The sequence below is a fragment of the Streptomyces yaizuensis genome (assembly GCF_034961445.1).
Lineage (GTDB): Bacteria > Actinomycetota > Actinomycetes > Streptomycetales > Streptomycetaceae > Streptomyces > Streptomyces yaizuensis.
Window position 1 is genome coordinate 1 of record NZ_BSBI01000019.1, and the last position, 16,327, is coordinate 16,327.

At 74.8% G+C, this 16,327-nt stretch carries 12 protein-coding genes; 4 read left to right on the forward strand and 8 right to left on the reverse strand.

Going from position 1 to position 16,327, the window contains the following annotated elements:
* Positions 1-399: 399 nt before the first annotated feature.
* Both SYYSPA8_RS33380 and SYYSPA8_RS33385 read right to left on the reverse strand, forming a co-directional pair.
* Positions 400-1,761: a phosphomannomutase/phosphoglucomutase gene (locus SYYSPA8_RS33380; RefSeq protein ID WP_323451177.1), complete on the reverse strand. Its 1,362-nt coding sequence runs from the start codon at positions 1,759-1,761 to the stop codon at positions 400-402.
* Between the two features lie 53 nt (positions 1,762-1,814).
* Positions 1,815-2,243: a metallopeptidase family protein gene (locus SYYSPA8_RS33385; RefSeq protein ID WP_323451318.1), complete on the reverse strand. Its 429-nt coding sequence runs from the start codon at positions 2,241-2,243 to the stop codon at positions 1,815-1,817.
* 231 nt (positions 2,244-2,474) lie between these two features.
* On the opposite strand from SYYSPA8_RS33385, the gene SYYSPA8_RS33390 reads away from it, so the two are divergent.
* Positions 2,475-2,897 carry a DUF3499 domain-containing protein gene (locus SYYSPA8_RS33390; RefSeq protein WP_323451319.1) on the forward strand — a complete coding sequence of 141 codons (423 nt, stop codon included), beginning with the start codon at positions 2,475-2,477 and terminating at the stop codon, positions 2,895-2,897.
* 55 nt (positions 2,898-2,952) lie between these two features.
* Here the strand turns inward: SYYSPA8_RS33390 and SYYSPA8_RS33395 are convergent, their stop codons facing one another.
* The 3 genes from SYYSPA8_RS33395 to SYYSPA8_RS33405 form a co-directional block, all read right to left on the reverse strand.
* A complete protein-coding gene (locus SYYSPA8_RS33395) occupies positions 2,953-4,488 on the reverse strand; it encodes a DUF5719 family protein (RefSeq protein WP_323451178.1) in 1,536 nt (511 codons plus the stop codon).
* Between the two features lie 2 nt (positions 4,489-4,490).
* Positions 4,491-7,991: a glycosyltransferase family 2 protein gene (locus SYYSPA8_RS33400; protein ID WP_323451179.1), complete on the reverse strand. Its 3,501-nt coding sequence runs from the start codon at positions 7,989-7,991 to the stop codon at positions 4,491-4,493.
* 533 nt (positions 7,992-8,524) lie between these two features.
* On the reverse strand, positions 8,525-8,788 hold the full coding sequence (locus SYYSPA8_RS33405; RefSeq protein WP_003956777.1) for a WhiB family transcriptional regulator: 264 nt from the start codon (positions 8,786-8,788) through the stop codon (positions 8,525-8,527).
* Between the two features lie 702 nt (positions 8,789-9,490).
* On the opposite strand from SYYSPA8_RS33405, the gene SYYSPA8_RS33410 reads away from it, so the two are divergent.
* From SYYSPA8_RS33410 to SYYSPA8_RS33420, 3 genes are all read left to right on the forward strand, one after another.
* Positions 9,491-10,051, forward strand: a complete 561-nt coding sequence (locus SYYSPA8_RS33410; RefSeq protein WP_323451180.1) for a cysteine dioxygenase — start codon at positions 9,491-9,493, stop codon at positions 10,049-10,051.
* A 42-nt stretch (positions 10,052-10,093) separates the two neighbouring features.
* Positions 10,094-11,050: a 2-phospho-L-lactate transferase gene (gene cofD, locus SYYSPA8_RS33415; protein WP_323451181.1), complete on the forward strand. Its 957-nt coding sequence runs from the start codon at positions 10,094-10,096 to the stop codon at positions 11,048-11,050.
* Between the two features lie 161 nt (positions 11,051-11,211).
* Positions 11,212-12,579: a coenzyme F420-0:L-glutamate ligase gene (locus tag SYYSPA8_RS33420; protein ID WP_323451320.1), complete on the forward strand. Its 1,368-nt coding sequence runs from the start codon at positions 11,212-11,214 to the stop codon at positions 12,577-12,579.
* Positions 12,580-12,611: 32 nt separating this feature from the next.
* Here SYYSPA8_RS33420 and SYYSPA8_RS33425 read toward each other — a convergent pair whose 3' ends face one another.
* The 3 genes from SYYSPA8_RS33425 to SYYSPA8_RS33435 form a co-directional block, all read right to left on the reverse strand.
* On the reverse strand, positions 12,612-13,574 hold the full coding sequence (locus SYYSPA8_RS33425; RefSeq protein WP_323451182.1) for a DNA-3-methyladenine glycosylase family protein: 963 nt from the start codon (positions 13,572-13,574) through the stop codon (positions 12,612-12,614).
* A 178-nt stretch (positions 13,575-13,752) separates the two neighbouring features.
* On the reverse strand, positions 13,753-14,835 hold the full coding sequence (gene manB, locus SYYSPA8_RS33430; RefSeq protein ID WP_323451183.1) for a mannose-1-phosphate guanylyltransferase: 1,083 nt from the start codon (positions 14,833-14,835) through the stop codon (positions 13,753-13,755).
* A 157-nt stretch (positions 14,836-14,992) separates the two neighbouring features.
* Positions 14,993-16,285: a peptidoglycan recognition protein family protein gene (locus SYYSPA8_RS33435; RefSeq protein ID WP_323451184.1), complete on the reverse strand. Its 1,293-nt coding sequence runs from the start codon at positions 16,283-16,285 to the stop codon at positions 14,993-14,995.
* Positions 16,286-16,327: the final 42 nt, after the last annotated feature.

Sequence of the window (16,327 nt, forward strand, 5' to 3'; positions counted from 1 at the left end):
GCGCCACGCACCCGCACCGACACGGCCCGGGCAGGGCGCGGCCCCGCACGAGCGCCACGCACCCGCACCGACACGGCCCGGGCAGGGCGCGGCCCCGCACGAGCGCCACGCACCCGCACCGACACGGCCCGGGCAGGGCGCGGCCCCGCACGAGCGCCACGCACCCGCACCGACACGGCCCGGGCAGGGCGCGGCCCCGCACGAGCGCCACGCACCCGCACCGACACGGGTCGGACAGCGCGAGGCCGGACTCGTACAGGCGCGGGACCCCGTACCGACGCGGGCCCGGCGGCCCGGGCCCCGGGCGAGCGCATCGCGGCCGTATCGGCGCGGGTGGGCCGGGGGAGCCGAGCCCGTGTGGGTGCGGGTGGGCGGTTCCCCCGGGCCGGGCGCAGGGGGTCAGGCGCGGACGATCGACAGGACCTCGTCGCGGACGGTTGTCAGCGTGGTCTCGTCGCGGGCCTCGACGTTCAGGCGGAGCAGGGGTTCCGTGTTCGACGGGCGGAGGTTGAACCACCAGTCGGCGGACGTGACCGTGAGGCCGTCCAGGTCGTCCAGGGTGACCCCGTCGCGGTCCGTGTACGCCTCGCGGACCGCGGCGAGGCGGTCCGTCTGGTCGGCGACGGTGGAGTTGATCTCGCCGGAGCCCCGGTAGCGGTCGTACTGGGCGACCAGTTCGGAGAGCGTGCCGTCCTGGGAGCCGAGCGCGGCCAGGACGTGGAGGGCGGCGAGCATGCCCGTGTCCGCGTTCCAGAAGTCGCGGAAGTAGTAGTGCGCCGAGTGCTCGCCACCGAAGATGGCGCCGGTCTTGGCCATTTCCTCCTTGATGAAGGAGTGGCCCACGCGGGTGCGGACGGGCGTGCCGCCGTGTTCGCGGACGACCTCCGGGACCGACCAGGAGGTGATCAGGTTGTGGATGACCGTGCCGCCGGGGTGCCGGGCGAGTTCGCGCGCGGCCACCAGGGCGGTGATCGCGGACGGGGAGATGCCCTCGCCGCGCTCGTCCACGACGAAGCAGCGGTCCGCGTCGCCGTCGAAGGCGAGGCCCAGGTCGGCGCCCTCGGCGAGGACGCGGGCCTGGAGGTCGACGATGTTCGCCGGGTCCAGGGGGTTGGCCTCGTGGTTGGGGAAGGTGCCGTCCAGCTCGAAGTACATCGGGACGACGGTCAGGGGCAGCGGGGCGAAGACGGTGGGGACGGTGTGGCCGCCCATGCCGTTGCCGGCGTCCACGACGACCTTCAGCGGCCGCATGGCCGACAGGTCGACGAGGGAGCGCAGATGCTCCGCGTACTCGATCAGCGTGTCACGTTCCGTCACCGTGCCGGGCTTCCCGGTGGGTTCGGGGGCGCCGTCGTCGGACCAGCGCTCGACCAGGGCGCGGATGTCCGCGAGGCCGGTGTTCTGGCCGACGGGGGCGGCGCCCGCGCGGCACAGCTTGATGCCGTTGTACTGGGCGGGGTTGTGCGACGCCGTGAACATGGCGCCGGGCATCCCCAGGTGCCCGGAGGCGAAGTAGAGCTGGTCCGTGGAGCAGAGGCCGATCAGGGTGACGTCGGCGCCCCGGTTCGCCGCGCCGCGCGCGAAGGCGGCGGCGAGCCCCGGCGACGAGGGCCGCATGTCATGGCCGATGACGATCGCCTCGGCCTCCGTGACCTCGACGAAGGCCGCTCCGAACAGCTCCGCCAGTCCCTCGTCCCACTGATCCGGCACCACCCCGCGTACGTCGTACGCCTTCACGATCTGCGACAGATCAGCAGCCACGGGCCCAACCCTCCTGAACAATCTCTGCGGTCACCACAAACTACCGGCACGCCTCAATCCTGGCCGTATCGCGGGTCGACCGACTCCGGAGCGAGTCCGAGCAGCTCCGCGACCTGCTCCACCACGACCTCGTGGACGAGCAGGGCGCGTTCCTCACGGTTCTTCGCCCGGATCTCGACGGGGCGCCGGTAAACCACGATCCGGGCCCGCTCCCCCTTGGCCGCGGGGGCGGAACTGCCCAGCGGGACCGTGTCCTCCGGCACCCGGGGCACGTCCATCACCAGGAAGTCGACGTCGGCGAGCTGTGTCCAGCGGCGCTCCAGGCGTTCCACGGAGTCGTGCACCAGGTCGGTGAACGCGTCGGCCCTGCTCGCCGCCAGCGGTACCTGGGGCGGGGCGACCGGTCCGCGCATACCTCGGCCGTGGCGGTCGCGATGGCGCGGCCGCGGCTCGGGCGGGCGCTGCGGTACGGGACTGTCCATCACTGACGCAGCGTAGCCTCCCGGACCCGTCGTGCTCGCGTTCGCACGCGGTTCGCGCTGCGTCGACCGGCCACGATCGCCGGACGGACAGTGAATGACCTGATTTACACCATGTCATGACCGGATCCACCGGGGTCGGCCGCCGGGTCCGGGGGATTCACCGCAGGTCACGGCGGCCCCCAAAGACCCCTCGGAACAGGGCCGCAGACCACGACACGGTGGGGTGACGTGGTGCAGAGTCGTCGCAGCCCGCTCAAGAGTGCGGTACCGTCCAACGTCGTGAGCCCTGTACGTCGCTGTTCGCGCACCGCGTGCGGTCGGCCTGCCGTCGCGACGCTGACGTACGTCTATGCCGACTCGACCGCGGTCCTCGGTCCGCTCGCCACCTACGCCGAGCCCCACTGCTACGACCTGTGCGCCGAGCACAGCGAGCGCCTCACCGCGCCCCGGGGCTGGGAGGTCGTGCGTCTGACCGACGCGTCGGCCCCGGCCCGGCCCAGTGGTGACGATCTGGAGGCGCTGGCCAACGCCGTACGGGAAGCGGCCCGTCCGCAGGGTCGTGCCGCCGAGGCGCAGAGCGGGCGGCGCACGGCGGACCCCATGGAGGTCGCCCGCCGCGGCCATCTGCGGGTGCTCCGCTCTCCCGACAACTGACCGACATCCGACCAACGACCGACCGGCCACCCGCCGGCCACCCGCCGTCGGTACGTCAGTCGTTCAGCACCGACACATCCTGCTCCGCGTGCGGCACCGCGACCGTTCCCCGGTCGTCCTGGAAGGTCTGCACCGTGAACATCTCGATCCCGTCCTCCGGCAGCGCCAGCATCCGCGACGCATGCACCGGACCGCCGGATTCCGTCTCGATGGTCAGCGCGTACGAGCCCTTGCCCCCGGCCGGTACGGGGGCGGGGGCCGCGAGCGTCGTCCCCGCGCGCACGGTGTAGCTCTTCACCGCCGGTTCGCCGCCGCCGGTGCCGGCCGACGCGGTCACCCGCACCCGGGCCGTGTCCCGGGGCGCGGTGAACGACAGCGTCGTCCCCTTCGCCCGGTTGTCGGCGACGGTGGCCCGCTCGCCCACCGGGACGGTCGCCGGGATGAACGCGATCTCCTGCTCGTCGCCCTTGCCGCGGACGATCAGCAGCGCGGCCGCCACCGGGGTGGCCCGTGCCCCGTCCTCCGGGCTCACGATCAGCGATCCCGGCTCGCCCCGGGTCACGTCGCCCAGGTCGAGACCGGCCGTCATGCCCGCCTTGACGTGCAGTGACTCGGCTCCGGCCGGAACGATCCGGCCGCTGGGCCCGGCCAGCTCGACCTTCAGTTCGGCGTCGTGGTCGCCGGGCGCGTAGGCGATCAGACGGACGGAGGTGGCATCGGCCGGGATGCCCGGCAGCACCGCCGTCGCGGACGGGCCGGCCGCCGCGGTGATCCAGTCGCTGCCGGTCTCCGCGCCGCCCGCGCGCACGGCGGCGCCGATCCGTCCCGAGCGCGTGGCGACGTGCACGGTCACATCGGGGGCCACCTCGGCGGTGAGGGTGGAGAGCAGGATCGGCACACTGGCGCGCGCGGGCACCGGGATGCCCTCGGTCAGGGTGGTCTCCAACTCGCCGTCCTTGCCGTACATCTCGACGTCGACGACGGCCGGGGAGTCGTCGGGGTTGGTGAGGTGGACGTAGTCCTGGCGGTCCTTGGCCGTCGACGCACCCGGAATCCACAGGTCCGTCGCGGGCGGGGTGCAGCCGAGGCCGAGCAGCCCGCGGGTGGCGCCCGCCGCGACGACGGTGGTCTGCTGCGCGGTCCAGCCCGGGGCGAGCGCGCCGGTCGCGGTGCCGACGAGGGCGGGGGCGTCGGCCGCGCCCTCCTCGGCGGAGACCGGGCGGCCGGGGCGGTCGAGGGGGACGACGGGCTTGTTCGCGTCCCGGGCGTCGCCCTTGGGCTCCCCCGGGCTGCGGCGGCGCTCCGACTGGCCCGAGGCGGACGGGACCAGCTCCGCCCGCGCCCCTTCGCCGGGCGCGGCGGCGGGGCTGCCCCGGCCGGGCGGGGTGTAGGCGGTGTACCGGGTCTCCGCCAGCTCGGAGGAGCCGCCCGGCGCGGGGCAGAGCAGGCTGGACCGCTCGATCGGCAGCCGGGCCGGAGCCTTGGCCTCCGTGGCGGTTCCGGCCCCGTCCGGCGCCGTGAGCGAGGCGACGGCGGTGATCGCGGCCAGCGCGGTCGCGGTCGCGAGCAGGGAGATGGTCGTGCGCTTCACGCTCACTCGCCTCGGGGGGTGTGGGGGCCGGTGCCGGGTGTGCCGGGTGTGCCATACGGGTCGTACGGGTCAGGCGTGCCGTGCGTCCGGTACGGGTCGGGGGCGGCGCCGTAGGGGCCGCCGTCCGCGTACGGGGATCTCTGGCCCGGGAACGGTCCGCCGGGGCCGGGCTCTGCGTACGGCGCCGGCTGCGGCGGGAGCGGGGGCGGCGGCATCTCGGCCGCCGCCGCCCGCAGCCTGCGCGCCCGGCGGCCCTCGCCGTCCCCTCCGCCCGGGCCGCCCGGCGCGGGCAGTGCCACCGGGGCTTCGACCAGCGCCTCCTCGGGCAGGTCGTCGTCGTTGTGCGCCCGGCGGCCGGGCAGCGCCAGCACGATCAGCACCAGGACCAGGAGCCCCTGGGCCCAGATCCGGACCGTGTGGCCGGTGGGGTTCTCGTACGTCAGCGTCAGCCGCCCGCCCTTCGCGGGCAGTTCGAAGCCCTGCGCCCAGCCGTCGACGGTGGTACTGCGGAGTTCGGTGCCGTCGAGAGCGGCGTGCCAGCCCTCGTCGGCGCGGTCCGCGATCCGCAGGGTCCGGCCCGATCCGCCGGCGGGGACGGTGGTCGTGGCCCCGACGGCGCCCGTCTCCACGGGCAGCGGGTCCTTGCCCGACTGGACGATCATGGCCCGTGCCACCTGGCGGTCCACCCGCCACAGCGCGCTGCCGTCGAGCTGGCTCTGCCGGCGCAGCCCGGGGGTGGAGTCGAGGATGTCGGTGGTGCGGCGGGGCACCCCGTCCCGTACCAGGACATAGCGGATGGCGTATCCGCTGAGCTGGTTGGCCTGGTCGGCGCCGGATCCGGCGACGAGATTGGCGACCACCTTGTCGAGCCGGGCGTCGGAGCCGCCGGCGGTGGTGAGTTCGGCGTCGCCGAGCCGGGCGCCCGCGCCACGCAGCAGCGTGTACGGGACCTCGCCCGCCGTCGTGCCGCCCAGGACGAGGGTCCGCGGCTGGTCGCCGGTGCCGCTCTCCTCGGCGACGAACGCGGGCACCTGGGCGGGGTCGCGGCGCTCCAGCGGGCCGGCCGCGCCGCCGATCATCCAGGCGGTGGCGGAGGCCAGCGGGCCGAGGACGGCGGCGAGGGCGACGAGGACGGCGGCGGGCTGGCGCCAGCCGAAGTTCTGCGAGCCGACGCGGGTGCGGCCCAGTTCGGCGCCGAGGACGGCGGCGGCCAGCAGGCCCGCGCCGTAGACGAGGGTCGCGGGCCCTGCCCAGGTGGTGCGGTTGGTGACGACGGCGAGGAGCAGACCGGCGAGGGCGACGGCCCAGGCGGTCAGGATCGCGGGCCGGCGCTCCTCGCGCAGCAGCGCGGCGAGCGCCGCCAGCACGATCCCGATGAGCACCAGGCCGCCGACCGTCCGGGGCCCGCCGGGGCTGATCCCGAGGAGGTCGAGCGCGGACGCGCCCCCGCCGCCGATGTCGAGCCCGGCCTCGCGCAGCAGCGCCGACGGGTCGGTCAGCACGGTGAGCGACCAGGGCGCGAGCGCGAGGACCGGGGTGCCGACGGCGGCCAGGAAGCGCGGTGCGTACGCCTTGATCGCGCTGCGGCGCAGTACCAGGACCGCGAGGCCGAGGAGGACCGCGAGGGGCCACACGACCGGGGTGAACGCGGTCGCGACGGTGAGCAGCAGGGCGTACGTCCAGGTCGCGCGCCAGGTGGGGCGGCCGGAGCGGCCGAGGCCGTGGGCGGCGACGGCGGCGCGGGCGATCAGCGGCAGCAGGATCGCGAGGACGGCGGTGCCGATCCGTCCGGTGGCGAGCGCTCCGGTGGTGGCGGGCAGGAAGGCGTACGCGATGCTCGCCCAGGCCCGCGACAGCCGGGAGGTGACCAGCGGGCGGGAGGCGAAGTAGGCGGTGAGTCCGGCGAGCGGGACCGAGCAGACGAGCAGCACGGTGACGGCGAGGCCGGTGGAGCCGAGGAAGAGCGCGGACAGGGCGGCGAGGACGGCGAGGTGCGGGGGCGCGGACTGGGTGCCGCCGGTGCCGACGGGGTGCCAGGCGTCCGCGTACCGCGACCAGAGGCCGGACAGGTCGGCGGGGACGGGGAAGAGCGCGCCGCCCGCGAGGGCACCGGTGCCGAAGAGGCCGCGGCAGGCGACGACGGAGACGACGAGGAGGAGGGCGAAGAGGACGGGCGCGGGCTTGCGCGCGATCTTCTTCAGCCGGGCGAACTGCTCGATCTCCAGATAGTCGGCGTCGTCGCCGCCGGGTCCGGACTCGGTGGCTCCGATGGTGCCGCCGTGGCGGGAGCCGGCCGCGTCGGCGGCGGCTCCGGCGCCGAAGTGGCCGGCGGCGCGTTCGACGGTGACCCGGATCGTGGCCCCGGGCGGCGGGAACAGGGGGCGCAGCTCGCGTGTGTCGGCGGTGCGGGCGGCGGAGCGGCGGCGGCGTCCGGCGAGGATCCGCTCGGGGCGCAGCAGGACGGCGGCCATGCCCATGACCTCGTCGACGGCCTGCACGGGGGCCTTGCCGAGGAGGTAGGCGAGGGTGCGCAGCACGGTGCCGAGGACGATCCGCAGGAGGACGTACGGGAGGGCGGCGGCGCGCGCGTTGGTGAGGAGGGTGTAGACGGCGCCGGACTTGTCGACGCGGTGGGGGTTGACGACGGAGCGTCCGGCGCAGTCGACGGTGCGGCGTTCGCGGGCGGCGGCCTCGGCGTGGCGCAGGACGGCGTCGGGGGCGATGAGGACGCGGTGGCCGGCGGCGTGGGCCCGCCAGCAGAGGTCGACGTCGTCGCGCATGAGGGGCAGCCGGCGGTCGAAGCCGCCGAGTTGTTCGAAGACGTCGCGGCGGACGAGCATGCCGGCGGAGGAGACGGAGAGCACGCCGCGGATCTGGTCGTGCTGGCCCTGGTCCTGTTCGCGGCGGTCGAGTCCGGTCCAGCGGCGGCCGCTGTTGGCGATGGAGACGCCGGCTTCGAGGAGCTGGCGGCGGTCGTACCAGCCGCGCAGCTTGGGGCCGAGGACGGCCGCGTGTTCGTCGGAGTCGGCGACGCGCAGGAGTTCGGTGAGGGCGTCTGGTTCGGGGGCGCTGTCGTCGTGGAGGAGCCAGAGCCAGTGGACCGGTTCGCCGTGGGGCAGGTCGGGCAGGTCGTAGGCGTCGTCCCGCCAGGTGCGGGTGGCGGGGTCCCAGCCGCTGGGGCGCTTGAGGTAGGGCAGTTCGTCGGGGGTGGGGCGGGGCGCGGTGCGCACGGCCTCCTCGATGGCGGCGCCGAAGCCGGTGCGGCGGGCGAGGTGGAGGACGCGGTCGCGGCCGAGGGCCTCGGCGAGCAGCCGTGCGGAGTCGTCGGCGCTGCCGGTGTCGGCGGCGACCGCGTTCTGTACGGGGCGGTCCTGGCCGAGGAGTCCGGCGATGGTGTCGGGGAGCCAGCGTGCGCCGTCGTGCGAGACGAGGACGGCGGTGACGACGTGCCGCGGGAACTCCGGCGGGTGCGCGGGGGAGAACGCGGCGGTGGTGGCGGACATGGGGGTACGGGCCCTCCGGCCGAGGTCGCCCCGTGGTGGGGCGCTGGAGCGTCTGGGACGGGGCCCCACACTAACGCCCGTGCACGGTCGCGGGGCGCGAAGCGGGTGACGGGTGGGGAGGGAGGGGTGCGCCGGGGGCGCCCGGAGGGCGAAGATTCGTCCGGAAAACGCCGCAGGTGTCAACGGGGTTGTCAACGTGGGGGCGCGGCGGTTCCCGTGCGGGCACCGGGGCCCTTCCCGGACCCTTCCCGGGCTCGTTCCTGAGCTTGCTCCCGGGCTTGCTCCCGGGCTTGCTCCCGTTCCTGTTCCCGTTACCTCTGCACGGCCCCCGTCCCGGTCCCGTTCACGGCTGTTCCCGACGGTGGCTCAGGTGGTCCGCCGGCCGGGCGGGGCGGTGGTCCGGGGCCGGTGCTGGTGGGGCCGGCGCGTCCGGTGGCGGTTCGGAGTCGTGCGCGGGCGTCCTCGCCGGGGCGCACCGCGTATCGCGCCGTGGTCACCCCGTCATGACCCTCCGTCGGATTTCCGGCGGCTTTTCAGACGGCCGCCTTCTTGAGCCTGCGGCGTTCCCGCTCGGAGAGCCCGCCCCAGATTCCGAATCTTTCGTCGTTGGCGAGTGCGTACTCAAGGCATTCCGCACGGACTTCGCAGGCGAGGCAGACCTTTTTGGCCTCACGCGTGGATCCGCCCTTTTCCGGGAAGAAGGACTCTGGATCGGTCTGGGCGCACAACGCGCGCTCCTGCCAGCCGATTTCGTCGTCCGCGTCCTCGACCAGCAGTTGTTCGAACAGCTCGGTCATGTGCGCCCCTCGTCTGTCTTTGCGTCCCCGTGATGTTGCCGTGAGCGATTTCGGCCAAACGACACGAGTGAAATTACAAGTACGTGCTTCGCCGCAGTCAAGCGGGGATCTGCTATTGGACCAGGTATTCACTCTGCGGAACCAAGGTCATGCGGAAAGTGTTCAAATCACCAAAAATCTGACACATGCCAGGGGCTCGTTCCGCCACGCCCGCACCGCCACGCCCTCCGCACGAGTGAAGACGACGCCCTGATGGATCTTGTTGCGATCCGGCCACCGAAGCGACCCGGATCACAGTCGGGTCTCCGGGGGCAACCGCGAGCAAACCTTTCTGCGGATTCCGTAACCGTATGAGGTGAATCATTGCCGCCAAACCGGCCATTGAGTTGACATGAAAGAGGCCGACCCGTCACCTTGGACGGCATGCGAGCCATCTCAGCCTCTTACGCGACCCCCGTCCTCGGGTTCCGCTGCGCTGTCCAGGCCCGCTGTTGCTGTTCCAGCTGTTGATGCCGCTGTAGCCGCCCCTGTCGGCACAGCCGCTCCGGCTTTTCGCTCCGCTTTCCCCAGCCCCCGGATCGGTCCGGCCGGCGCCGCCGTGTACGCACGGTGACGCCGCGTACGACCTGTGCGGCCGCCTGTGCGCCCCCGCCGACGGACCGCGCCGATCCGCACGTTCTCCGCCGAGGAACCACCGCATCCATGAACAGCGACAGCGACCTCCAGATCGCCGGCGACATCCTCGCCGTCCAGCACCTCCTCCAGCCCGCCCCCGAACACCCCACCACCGTGGCCGACTTCGCCGGGCTCGCCCGCGCCATCGCCGCCGACCGGTCCGCCTGGGCACCGCTGGTGCGGTACGACGCCACCACCCGCTGGTACCACCGGCTGCGCACCGGACCGGGGTACGAGGTGTGGCTGCTCTCCTGGCTGCCGGGCCAGGGCAGCGGGGCGCACGACCACGGGCGGTCCTCCGGCGTGCTCACCGTCGTCCAGGGGGCCCTCACCGAGCGCACCCGGCGCGGCACCAACCTGCTGACGGCCGGGTCCGAGCGGGTCTTCGCCCCCGGTTATGTCCACGACATGGTCAACGACGCGCTGGAACCGGCCGTCTCCCTGCACGTGTACTTCCCCGGGCTGACCGACATGCCCATGCACGAGGGCCACGGCGCCCACGGCGACCGGGCCGACCACGGCGTTCCCGGCGCCCGCTGCGCGGCGGCGGCCGACGGCGGCGCCCCCTTCGGCCACGCCTCGGTCTGACCCCCGGCCCGGCGCCAGGCGCCGCCTGCGAGACTTGCCCCCATGCGCATTGTGGTTCTGGCCGGCGGCATCGGTGGTGCCCGTTTCCTGCGAGGTCTGAAGCAGGCCGCGCCCGACGCGGACATCACGGTGATCGGCAACACCGGTGACGACATCCATCTGTTCGGGCTCAAGGTCTGCCCCGACCTCGACACCGTGATGTACACGCTCGGCGGCGGCATCAACGAGGAGCAGGGCTGGGGGCGTACGGACGAGAGCTTCACCGTCAAGGAGGAGCTGGCGGCGTACGGCGTCGGCCCGGAGTGGTTCGGTCTCGGCGACCGCGACTTCGCCACGCACATCGTCCGCACCCAGATGATCGCGGCGGGGTATCCGCTCAGCGCGGTCACCGAGGCCCTGTGCTCCCGCTGGAAGCCGGGCGTGCGGCTGCTGCCGATGTCCGACGACCGGGTCGAGACCCATGTCGCCGTGGAGCTGGACGGCGAACGGAAGGTCATCCACTTCCAGGAGTACTGGGTGAAGCTGCGGGCCTCCGTGCCCGCCGACGCCGTCGTCCCCGTCGGCGCGGACCAGGCCAAGCCCGCGCCGGGCGTGCTGGAGGCCATCGCCGCCGCCGACGTCGTGCTCTTCCCGCCGTCCAACCCGATCGTCAGCGTGGGCACCGTCCTGGCGGTCCCCGGCATCCGGGAGGCCATCGCGGAGGCGGGCGTACCGGTGGTGGGCCTCTCCCCCATCGTCGGGAACGCGCCCGTGCGCGGCATGGCCGACAAGGTGCTGGCGGCGGTCGGCGTGGAGGCGACGGCGGCGGCCGTGGCCCTCCACTACGGCTCCGGCCTGCTGGACGGCTGGCTGGTGGACACCGTGGACGCGGCGGCCGTGGCCGAGGTCGAGACGGCGGGCATCCGCTGCCGGGCCGTGCCGCTGATGATGACGGACACCGCCGCCACGGCGGAGATGGCGCGGCAGGCGCTCGCGCTGGCCGAGGAGGTGCGGGCGTGACGACGGTCGACGACCCGGCGGGGCCGGCGGCCGGGACCCCGTCCGTGAGCAACGGAACGGTGAGCAACGGAGCCGTGGAAACCGAAGCCGTGGAAACCGGGGCTGTGAGCACCCCGCACGTGGGTACGGGGGACGCCGTGACCGACTCCGTGGCCGGCTCCGTGGCCGCCGACGCCCCCGAGGCCGCCCGCGCCGACGGCGGTGCCCCGGCCGCGTTCTCCGTCCGGGGCCTCGCGGGACTGCCCGAGGTGCGGCCCGGCGACGACCTCGCCGCGCTGATCGCCGCCGCCCGCCCCCGCCTCGCCGACGGCGACATCCTGGTCGTCACCTCCAAGATCGTGAGCAAGGCCGAGGGCCGGGTGCTCGCGGCGGACGACCGCGAGGCCGCCATCGACGCGGAGACCGTCCGCGTGGTGGCCCGGCGCGGCACCCTGCGGATCGTGGAGAACCGGCTCGGCCTGGTGATGGCCGCCGCCGGCGTCGACGCGTCGAACACCCCCGGCGGGACGGTGCTGCTGCTCCCCGCCGACCCCGACGCCTCCGCGCGGGCCCTGCGCGCCGGGCTGCGGGCGGCGCTCGGTGTGGATGTCGGCGTGGTCGTGTCCGACACCTCCGGCCGCCCCTGGCGGGCGGGCCTCACCGACATCGCGATCGGCGCGGCGGGCGTGCGGGTCCTGGACGATCTGCGCGGCGGGAGAGACACGTACGGCAATCCGCTCAACGTCACCGTCGTCGCCACCGCCGACGAGCTGGCCGGCGCCGGTGACCTGGTCAAGGGCAAGGCCACCGGGGTGCCGGTGGCCGTGGTGCGGGGCCTGGCCCACCTCGTCGGCGACGACGGACCCGACGACGGACCGGACGACGGCGTCCCGGCGGGCGCCCGGGCGCTGGTCCGGCCCGCCGCGCTCGACATGTTCCGCCTCGGCACCTCGGAAGCGGTACGGGAGGCGGTCACGCAGCGCCGTACCGTACGGGAGTTCACCGGCGACCCGGTCGACCCCGGCGCGGTCCGCCGCGCGGTGGCCGCCGCCGTGACGGCGCCCGCGCCCCACCACACCACGCCGTGGCGGTTCGTGCTCCTGGAGTCCGCGTCCTCGCGTACGGAGCTGCTGGACGCCATGCGGGACGCGTGGATCGCGGACCTGCGGCGGGACGGCAGGTCCGAGGAGTCGATCGCCCGGCGGGTGCGGCGCGGCGAGGTGCTGCGCCGGGCCCCCTACCTCGTCGTCCCCTGTCTGGTGACGGACGGCTCGCACCACTACGGGCACGCCCGGCGGGATGCCGCCGAGCGGGAGATGTTCGTGGTGGCGATGGGCGCCGGTGTGCAGAACCTCCTGGTCGCGCTGGCGGGCGAGGGCCTGGGCTCCGCGTGGGTGTCGTCCACGATGTTCTGCCGTGACGTGGTCCGCGACGTCCTCGGGCTGCCCGGCGACTGGGATCCGATGGGGGCGGTGGCCGTCGGCCACGCGGCGGCCCCGCCGCGCGAGCGGCCCGCCCGTACCCCGGAGGCCTTCATCGAGGTCCGCTGACCCGGCCCCCGCCGGCCATCGGGGGGGACGGGTCAGAGCCGGCCGATGTCGACGCGCCGCATCTTGGGGGCGCGGCGCGGCGGCACCCGCCCGCTGAGCATGATCAGCCGGGCGGCCCGGTGGCGCTGGCCCGCGTAGGGGGCGAGCAGGTCGAGCATGGCCGCGTCGTCGGCGTCGCGGTCGCCCGCGAGGGCGTACCCCACGATGCCGGGGAGGTGCAGATCGCCGACGGTCACGGCGTCCGGGGCGCCGTGGCTGCGCTGGACGGTCTCGGTGGCGGTCCACGGCCCGATGCCGGGGATCAGCTCCAGGCGGGCCATCGCGGGCCCGGGTTCCATGGCGGCCGCCTCCTCCAGCCGGCGGGCGGCCCGCACGGCGCGCAGGATCGTCGCGGCGCGCTTGTCGTCGACCCCGGCCCGGTGCCACTCCCAGGACGGGACGAGGGCCCAGGTGCGGGCGTCGGGCATCACCCGGAGCCCGGGGGTGGGCCCCGGGGCCGCCTCGCCGTACGTGCGGACCAGGCGCCGCCAGGCGCGGTACGCCTCGTCGGTGGTGACCTTCTGTTCCAGGATCGTCGGGATCAGCGTCTCCAGGACCAGACCGGTGCGGGTGAGGCGCAGCCCGGGGCGGCGGTGGCGGGCGAGGGCGACGATCCGGTGGCGGGGGACGAACGCGTCGGGGTCGTCCGCCGCCCCGAGCAGCGCGGGCAGCCCTTCCAGCAGCCAGGCGGCGCCCGGGCCCCACGCCTGTGCCTCGACGGCGCCCGGGCCGCCGGTGATCCGCAGGGTGCCGGGGCCCTCGGGGGTGCGGCTGGCCCGCCAGTGGGCGCCGTCGGCGGTGGCCCGGTAGGTGGGGTCGGCGGGGCCCCGCCGCAGCGGGGTGAGGACCAGGGAGAGGTCGATCGGGGCGGGTGGCGTCCACAGGCGGGTCAGGGCGGGCGTCGCGGGCCCCCCGCTGGGCGCGGGGCTCGGACGGGGTGCGAAACGGCCTGACACGGACTTCCTCACGCTTCCTCGTGACGGGGACGGCTGCCGAGCGGTCGGGGACGGCTGTCTACGAGGGTAGGCACGCCGGGCGCCCGGACGCGCCGCCTCCGCGCAGAACCGGTTCGCCGCCGCGGTCGGACGCGCCGCCTCCGCGGAACCGGATCGCCGCTACTGGCCGGACGCGCCGCTACTGGTCGGAGGAGAACCGCACCGACCCCGCCGGGAGCACCGCGTCGCACCAGACCCGGGCGCCGTCCCGCAGCTCGTTGTCCGCGCCGACCGTGGCGCCGTCGCCGATGACGCTGGCCGTCAGCGTGGTCCGGGCGCCGACCCGCGCGCCCGCGCCGACCAGCGAGGACGAGATCACCGCGCCCTCCTCGACCACCGCGCCCGCCAGGACCACGCTGCCGTCGACCCGTGCGCCCGGGGCGACGGTCGCGCCCTCGCAGACGACGGTGCCGCCGGTGAGCCGGGCGTCGGGGGCGACCCGGGCGGACGGCAGGACCAGGCGGTCGCCGCAGTCGCCGGGGACCGCCGGGGACGGCGCCCGCCCCAGGACGAGGTCGGCGGAGCCCTTGACAAACGCCTGCGGCGTGCCCAGGTCCAGCCAGTAGGTGGAGTCGACCATGCCCTGGAGGTGGGCGCCCGCCGCGAGCAGCCCGGGGAAGGTCTCGCGTTCCACGGAGACCGGCCGGCCCGCCGGGATGCTGTCGACCACCGAGCGGCGGAAGACGTACGCGCCCGCGTTGATCTGGTCGGTGACGATCTCCTCGGGTGTCTGCGGCTTCTCCAGGAAGGCGGTGACGCGGCCGGTGTCGTCCGTCGGCACCAGGCCGAAGGCGCGCGGGTCCGGCACCCGGGTCAGATGGAGCGAGACATCGGCCCCGCTGTCCTGGTGGGTGTCGACCAGGGCGCGGATGTCGAGGCCGGTGAGGATGTCCCCGTTGAAGATCAGTACGGGGTCGTCGGGCCCGGAGTGGAGCCGGTCGGCCACATTGCGGATGGCCCCGCCGGTGCCGAGCGGCTCCACCTCCGTGACGTACTCCAGGCTGAGGCCGAGGGCCGACCCGTCGCCGAAGTACGGCTCGAAGACCTCCGCCAGGTACGAGGTGGCCAGCACGATGTGCTCGACCCCCGCCGCCTTCGCCCGCGCCAGCTGGTGGGTGAGGAAGGGGACGCCGGCCGCCGGGACCATCGGCTTGGGCGTGTTGACGGTGAGCGGGCGCAGCCTGGTGCCCTTGCCGCCGACCAGGAGGATCGCTTCTGTCACCTTGTCGTCTCTGCTTCCTGTTTCCGGGCCGGAGGGGGTCACCCGCGAGGAGGTCACCCGCGAGGGGTCATTCGTTCAACATCGATCGGGGTTGGTCTGGGATCCGTCAGTTTATGCAGCGGGGGGTGGCGCCGGGGCCCGGTTCCGGCGCCCGGTGTCAACGCCCCTGGTATCCGGCGGCCGCCGAGCGGGCGGCGGAGAGCTTGTTGTAGAGCCGGGTGCCCGGACAGTCGGTGCGGAAGCCGTCCCGGTGGCCGGAGATCACGTTGAACCTGATCTTCCGTCCCTTGGCGTACTTTCCGCTGCCGCCGGAGGTCAGGGTGACCTTGCCCTTCGGGTTGCCCTGGAACAGCCCCAGCTTCCACGCCGTCAGTCTGGCGATCGCGGTCACGGCGGCCGGGGGCGGGGTGGAGCGGCTGTAGGACCCGAGCACGGCGATGCCCATGCTGTCGGTGTTGAAGCCCAGGGTGTGGGCGCCGCGTACCGCCTTGGTCACGCCTCCCGCCCGGCCTTCGTAGATGTTTCCGCACTTGTCGACGGCGAAGTTGTAGCCGATGTCGCGCCAGCCACTGCTCACGACGTGGTAGCGGTAGATACCGCGCAGGACGGAGGGCGACTGCTTGCAGGTGTAGTTGTTGCCGGTGGCGCTGTGGTGGACGAAGGCCGCCTTGACCTTCTTGGTGTAGACGAAGCCGGTCTCGCGCAGGGACTCGCTGGCGCCCCAGCCCTTGCGGGTGACGATGCGCGGCCGGGGGCCGATGAAGGGCTTGGCGGCGGGCGCGGCCGGGAGGGCGGCGGGCTGTCCGGGGGCGCGGGCGGGTTCGGCTTCCGGGCGGGCGGCGGTGCCCGGCCGGCCGGGGTCGACCAGTTCGAGCCGGAGGCCCTGGGGCAGCGGCGGCGTCGGGAACGGTTCGGCGGCCCGGGGCCGTACCCGTACCTCCACGCCCCGGGACGGGCCCGTCCAGAGCGGCACGGTGGCGCCCCGGGCCGCGCGGTGCTCGGCGGTGCCGGGGTCGGCGCCGTGGTCGTGCTGGTGGGTCTGGACCCGCTGCCAGCGGGTCCAGCGGCCGGTGCCGGTGCGCCGGGTGCGGACCTCGACGGTGCCGTCGAGTTCGGCGGCCGGGTCCGCCCAGACGACGCCGACCAGCGAGAAGGCGGCGACCTGGGGCCGCAGCAGCGAGTGTTCGAGGGTGGGCGCGGCGGCACGGCTGGCGGGGGCGGGCGGGGACAGGGCGATGGAGTGGGTGGAGCCGGGGATTCCGGCGGTGGGCCCGGGGGGTTCCCCGGGCGGCCCCGGGAGCCCGGAGGGCCCCGGTCCGGCGGCTGGGGCGGCGGGTCTCGCACCGCCGGCCGGTGCGGCCGTCGCCGGCGTGCCGGACGACAGCGAGAGCGGGAGCGCGAGCGCGGCCGAGACCGCGACGCCGATCGGGTTGACCAGGTATCCACGCATGCAGAAGATCCTGGGCGCTGCGGGCGGGACTCGCCCGCCGGG